The sequence below is a fragment of the Streptomyces sp. NPDC001027 genome (assembly GCF_040299045.1).
GTDB lineage: Bacteria > Actinomycetota > Actinomycetes > Streptomycetales > Streptomycetaceae > Streptomyces.
On sequence record NZ_JBEPBI010000379.1, the window covers coordinates 1 to 5,281 of the forward strand.

At 69.4% G+C, this 5,281-nt stretch carries 4 protein-coding genes; all 4 read right to left on the bottom strand.

The genetic code is table 11. The features are described from left to right. Positions 1-2,035, bottom strand: a 2,035-nt coding sequence (locus tag ABT300_RS41015) for a beta-galactosidase (protein ID WP_351687396.1), incomplete at its 3' end; no start/stop codon positions are given. A 114-nt stretch (positions 2,036-2,149) separates the two neighbouring features. Beyond that, the gene (locus ABT300_RS41020) at positions 2,150-3,487 is read right to left on the bottom strand and encodes an ABC transporter substrate-binding protein (RefSeq protein ID WP_351687399.1); all 1,338 of its coding nucleotides are present in this window, start codon (positions 3,485-3,487) and stop codon (positions 2,150-2,152) included. 88 nt (positions 3,488-3,575) lie between these two features. Next, the gene (locus ABT300_RS41025) at positions 3,576-4,499 is read right to left on the bottom strand and encodes a carbohydrate ABC transporter permease (RefSeq protein ID WP_351687402.1); all 924 of its coding nucleotides are present in this window, start codon (positions 4,497-4,499) and stop codon (positions 3,576-3,578) included. Positions 4,500-4,503: 4 nt separating this feature from the next. Continuing rightward, complete coding sequence (locus ABT300_RS41030; RefSeq protein WP_351687405.1) at positions 4,504-5,280, bottom strand: carbohydrate ABC transporter permease; 777 nt, start codon at positions 5,278-5,280, stop codon at positions 4,504-4,506. Between the last annotated feature and the right edge of the window lies 1 nt (position 5,281).

Genomic DNA, 5,281 nt, shown 5'->3' on the forward strand with positions numbered 1-5,281 from the left:
GCTGTCGCAGGACGGCGACCTCCCGCGGGCCGAGCACCGGGGCGCCGTCCGGGCCGGCGGAGCCGATCAGGAGCTCTCCCTCCAGCCCGGTCACCGGCACGGTCGCGTCGGTCCGGTTGACGAGGAACAGGAACCGTTCCCCGGCGCCGCGACGGACGGTCAGCTCGACCTTGCCCCGCGCGTCGGCGGGCAGCTCGCTGCCGACGCCGGCCGGGTCCAGCAGCCGCGGCAGCAGCGACCGGAGGCCGTCGACGCCCAGCCGCGTGGAGACGTACGAGGCGGAGCCGGCGCCCGTGGTCCGCCGGGTGACGGCGGGGCGGCCGGCGTGCACTCCCGTGCGGTAGTGAGCCAGCACCTCGGTGTCGTCGTCGGTCAGGGTGATCCGGTCCGTCCACAGGGTGCCCCAGGTGGAGTCGTCGAGCTCCACGCTCTCCCCGGCGAGCAGCGGACCGAACTCCTCGATGCGCACGCCGAGCAGGTCGCGCAGGGCGCCCGGGTAACCGCCGAGCCACACGTGGTCGTTCTCGTCGACGATCCCGGAGAAGTACGTGGTGACGAGGTGGCCGCCCTGCTCGGCGTACCGGGTGAGCTCCTTGGCGAGCTCGGCGGGGACGACGTGCAGCACGGGCGCGACGAGCACCCGGTGCCGGGAGAGGTCGGCGCGGGTGGTGACGAGGTCGGCGCGGACGCCGAGGGCGAGCAGCGCCGAGTACCAGTCGAGCGCCTCCTGCCGGTAGTCCAGCAGGGCGGTGGGGTGCGAGTCCTGCTCGCTCGCCCACCACGACTCCCAGTCGTAGAGGATGCCGACGGACGCGGCCTCGCGCTCCGAACCGGCCACCGGGGCCAGGGTCTTGAGCTGCGCGCCGAGGTCGGCGACCGCGCGGAAGAGGTCGCTGTCGGGGCCGGCGTGCGGAACCATCGCCGAGTGGTACTTCTCGGCGCCCGCCGCGGACTGCCGCCACTGGAAGTAGCACACCGCGTCGGCGCCGTGCGCCACGTGCAGCAGCGAGTCGCGGGCCAGGTCGCCGGGCCGCTTCGCCACGTTGACGGGCTGCCAGTTGACGGCGCTGGTGGAGTGCTCCATCAGGAACCACGGCCGGCCTCCGGCGATGCCGCTGACGAGGTTCGCGCTGAACGACAGCTCGTCGCGGTCCTGCGGGCCGGGGTGCACGTAGTGGTCGTTGGAGACGAAGTCGATCTCGCTCGCCCAGTCCGGGTAGTTCATGCCCTTGGTGCCGCCCATCACCATGAAGTTGGTGGTGACCGGGATCGCGGGGGTGATCTCCCGCAGGATCTCCCGCTCGGCGACGAGGTGGTCCTTGAGGGCGTCCGAGGAGAACCGCTTGAAGTCGAGCTGCTGGGTCGGGTTGGGGTGCGAGGCGGCCAGCCGGGGCGGCAGGATCTGCTCCCAGTCGCTGTAGCGCTGCGACCAGAACGCCGTTCCCCAGGCGTGGTTGAGCGCGTCGAGGCTGCCGTAGCGGGCGCGCAGCCAGACCCGGAAGGCGCGGGCGGCGTCGTCCGAGTGGTCGTAGACGTTGTGGCAGCCCAGCTCGTTGGAGACGTGCCAGGCGACGAGGGCCGGGTGGTCCTTGTAGCGGCCGGCGATCTCCCGGACCAGCCGCAGGGCGTGCTCGCGGAAGACCGGGGAGGTGGGTCGCCAGTGCTGGCGCGCGCCCGGCCACAGGGTCTCGCCGTTCGCCGTCACCGGCAGGATCTCGGGGTGGGCGGTGGTCAGCCACGGCGGCGGGGAGGCGGTGGCGGTGGCCAGGTCGACGCCGATCCCGCCGGCGTGCAGCAGGTCCATGACCTCGTCGAGCCAGCCGAAGTCCCAGGTGTCCGGGCCCGGCTGGATGCGGGCCCAGGAGAAGATCCCCACGGAGACGACGGTCACGCCGGCCTCCTGCATCAGCCGGACGTCCTCCTCCCACACGTCCCTGGGCCACTGCTCGGGGTTGTAGTCGGCGCCGTAGGCCAGACGCGGAGCGGGGTCACCGTCCGCCCCGCTCAGCATGCGGGACTGGAGGGTGGAGATCATGGCGGTCCTTCCGAAGGTGGTGCACGGGGGCGGCGCGGCCCGGGTGCCGCGCCGCCCGGCGTTTACTGCTGTGCTGGTGCTGTGCCGACCGATCGCGGTCGACTGCTTCGCCGTCTACTTCTGGATGGTGAAGCCCTGCTCCTCGCCGTACTTGACCGAGGCGTCCTGCCAGGCCTTCAGGCCGTCCGCCAGCTTGGTGCCGGAGACGTACGCCTTGCCGACCGTGTCGTTGAAGATCGAGTTGGCGTACGGCTGGAACGGAAGGTACGACCAGTCGCTCGCCACGTTCGCGGCGGAGTCGGCGAAGATCTTGTTCGCCTCCTGGCCGTCGAAGTAGTCGAACTTCTTGCTCTGGAACGCGGGCGACGCGAGCTCCGCCTTGGTGGCGGGGAAGGCGCCCTCGCTGACACGGCTGGCGACGCCTGCGCCGGCGTTGGCGTACTCGGTGAAGGCGTAGGCGAGTTCCTTGTTCTTGGCCAGCGCCGGGACGGCCAGCGAGCTGCCGCCGTTCTCCGCGCTCGCCTTGTCGCCCTTGGTCCAGGCCGGCATCGGCGCCGCGCGCCACTGGCCCTTGGCGTTCGGGACGCCGGTGCTGAAGTTGGCGGGCATCCAGGCGCCCGTGGCGAGGGTGGCGATGGTGCCGTCGCCCAGGCCCTTGTACCAGTCGTCCGTCCAGCCGTTGACCGGGGCGAGCAGCTTCTCGCTGATCAGCTGCTGCCAGACCGCCTCGTACTTCTTGGCGCCGGCGTCGTCGAAGTTGACGCCGAGCTTGGTGCCGTCGACCTTGTAGGGGCGCGAACCGGCCTGCCACAGCAGGGAAGTGGTCAGACCCGCGTCACCGAGGTCGCTGGTGATGTAGGCCTTCGGGTCGGCCTTGTGGAGCTTGCGGGCCGCGTCCAGGTACTCGTCCCAGGTGGTGGGGACGGCGATCTTGTACTTGTCGAAGACCGTCTTGTTGTAGAACAGCGCCATCGGACCCGAGTCCATCGGCAGGCCGTAGACCTTGTCGCCGTCGCTGACCGCGTTCCACGGGCCCGGCGTGTACTTCGACGCGAGCTTGTCCGCGCCGTAGGGGGCCAGGTCGGTGAGGCCCTTGGTCAGGGAGTACTGGCCGAGGGCGAAGTACTCGACCTGGGCGACGTCCGGCACGCCCTTGCCGGCCGAGATCGCGTTGGACAGCGCGGTGTAGTGCTTGTCGCCGGAGCGCTCGCTGACCAGGTTGACCTTGACCTTCGGGTACTTCTTCTGGAAGTCGGCGGCCACGGTCTTCAGGGTGGGCTCCCAGGCCCAGACCGTGATGTCGCCGCCCTTGTCCAGCGCTGCCTGGATGTCGCCGGCGGAGACGGCCTTGGTGTCGGATCCGTCGTCCGAGCCGCCGCAGGCGGTGACGCCCAGGGCCAGGGTGGAGACGAGGGCGATGCCGCGCAGTATGCGGCTCGTTGTTCTGCGCATGGGGCTTCCACTTCTTCGTGGGTGGGACAGGTGAGGGTGGGGGTGGTGCTGGTAAGGCCTAAATGGGGGGCTTGAGGGAGCCGTCCCGTCACTCCTTGACGCTTCCGGCGGCGAGGCCGGACTGCCAGTACTTCTGGAGGAACAGGAAGGCGGCGATCAGCGGAAGGATCGTCAGCAGGGACCCCGTGATCACCAGGTTGAAGATCACGTCGCCGCCGATGGTCTGCGCCTGGGAGCTCCAGGCGCTCAGACCCAGCGTCAGCGGGTACCAGTTCGGGTCCTTCAGCATGATCAGCGGGAGGAAGTAGTTGTTCCAGGTGGCGACCGTGGTGAACAGCAGCACGGTCACGATCCCGGGAGCCAGCAGCGGCAGCGCGACCTGGAAGAAGGTCCGCACCTCGCTCGCCCCGTCCATCCGGGCCGCCTCCAGCAGCTCGGTCGGGATCGCCTCGGCGGCGAACACCCACATCAGATAGAGGCCGAACGGCGACACCAGCGAGGGGATGATGACCGCCCAGGGGGTGTCGGTCAGCCCCATCTTGCTGAACATCAGGAAGGTGGGCACCGCCAGCGCCGTGCCCGGCACGGCCACCGCGCCGATCACCACGGCGAACACGGCGCGCCTGCCGGGGAACTGGAACTTCGCCAGCGCGTACCCGCCGAGCACGGCCAGCAGCGTCGCGCCGCCCGCGCCGAGTCCCACGTACAGCAGGGTGTTGAGCAGCCAGCGGCCGAAGATGCCGTCGTGGTAGGTGAAGGTGTCCCGGACGTTGTCCCACAGGGCGAAGTCGTGGGCGAACCACAGGCCGTTGGAGTCGGCCAGGCCGGACTGGGTCTTCGTCGAGTTGATGATCAGCCAGATCAGCGGCACCACGGTGTAGAGGACCATCAGGGCCATCAGCACCGTCAGCAGCACATTGCGCTTCGGCTTGCCGGGGGTGTGCTTCTTGCGCGGGGTCCGCAGTCCGGGCGCGGCGCTCTTCGCGGGGGAGGCGGTGACAGAGGTGCTCATCGGGTCACGCTTCCTTGCGCATGCCGCGCAGCTGGACGGCGTAGGCGACGATCATCGTGATGACGCCCATGATGATGGCCACCGTCGCGGAGTAGTTGTGCTGCTGGCCGTTGAACGACAGTGAGTACGTGTAGAAGTTGGGCGTGAAGTCCGTGGTGATGGAGTTCAGCGCCAGCGGACGCAGGATGCTCGGCTCGTTGAAGAGCTGGAAGCTGCCGATGATCGAGAAGATGGTGGCGATGACGATCGCTCCCCGGATCGCGGGCAGCTTGATCGAGCGGATGATCCGCCACTGACCGGCGCCGTCGATCTCCGCCGCCTCGTACAGCGAGGTCGGCACGACGCGCAGCGCCGAGTAGAAGATCAGCATGTTGTAGCCGACGAACTCCCAGGTCACGATGTTGCCGATGGAGGCGAGCACCCAGCCGGGGGAGAGCAGGTCGGGCAGGGTCACCCCGAACGCGGAGTTGATGTCGCCCACCAGGCCGTACTTGGTGCCGTACATGAAGCCCCACATCAGGGTGGCCACCACGGCGGGCACGGCGTACGGCAGGAAGATCGTGATGCGGAAGAAGCTCTTGCCGTAGAGCCGGCCGCTGTCCAGTGCGAGCGCCACCAGCAGGGCGATGCCGAGCATCAGCGGCACCTGCACGGCGAGGAAGAGCGCCACCCGGCCGACCGCGCCCCAGAAGGCGTCGTCCTGCAGGGCCCGCGTGTAGTTGTCCAGGCCGACGAACTGGTTTCCGCCGATGAGCTGGTCCCGGAACAGGCTGAGGTAGATC

Excerpts from the sequence above, each read along its gene's own strand:
- ABT300_RS41020 (WP_351687399.1), bottom strand. The coding sequence starts at position 3,487 with ATGCGCAGAACAACGAGCCGCATACTGCGCGGCATCGCCCTCGTCTCC.
- ABT300_RS41025 (WP_351687402.1), bottom strand. The coding sequence starts at position 4,499 with ATGAGCACCTCTGTCACCGCCTCCCCCGCGAAGAGCGCCGCGCCCGGA.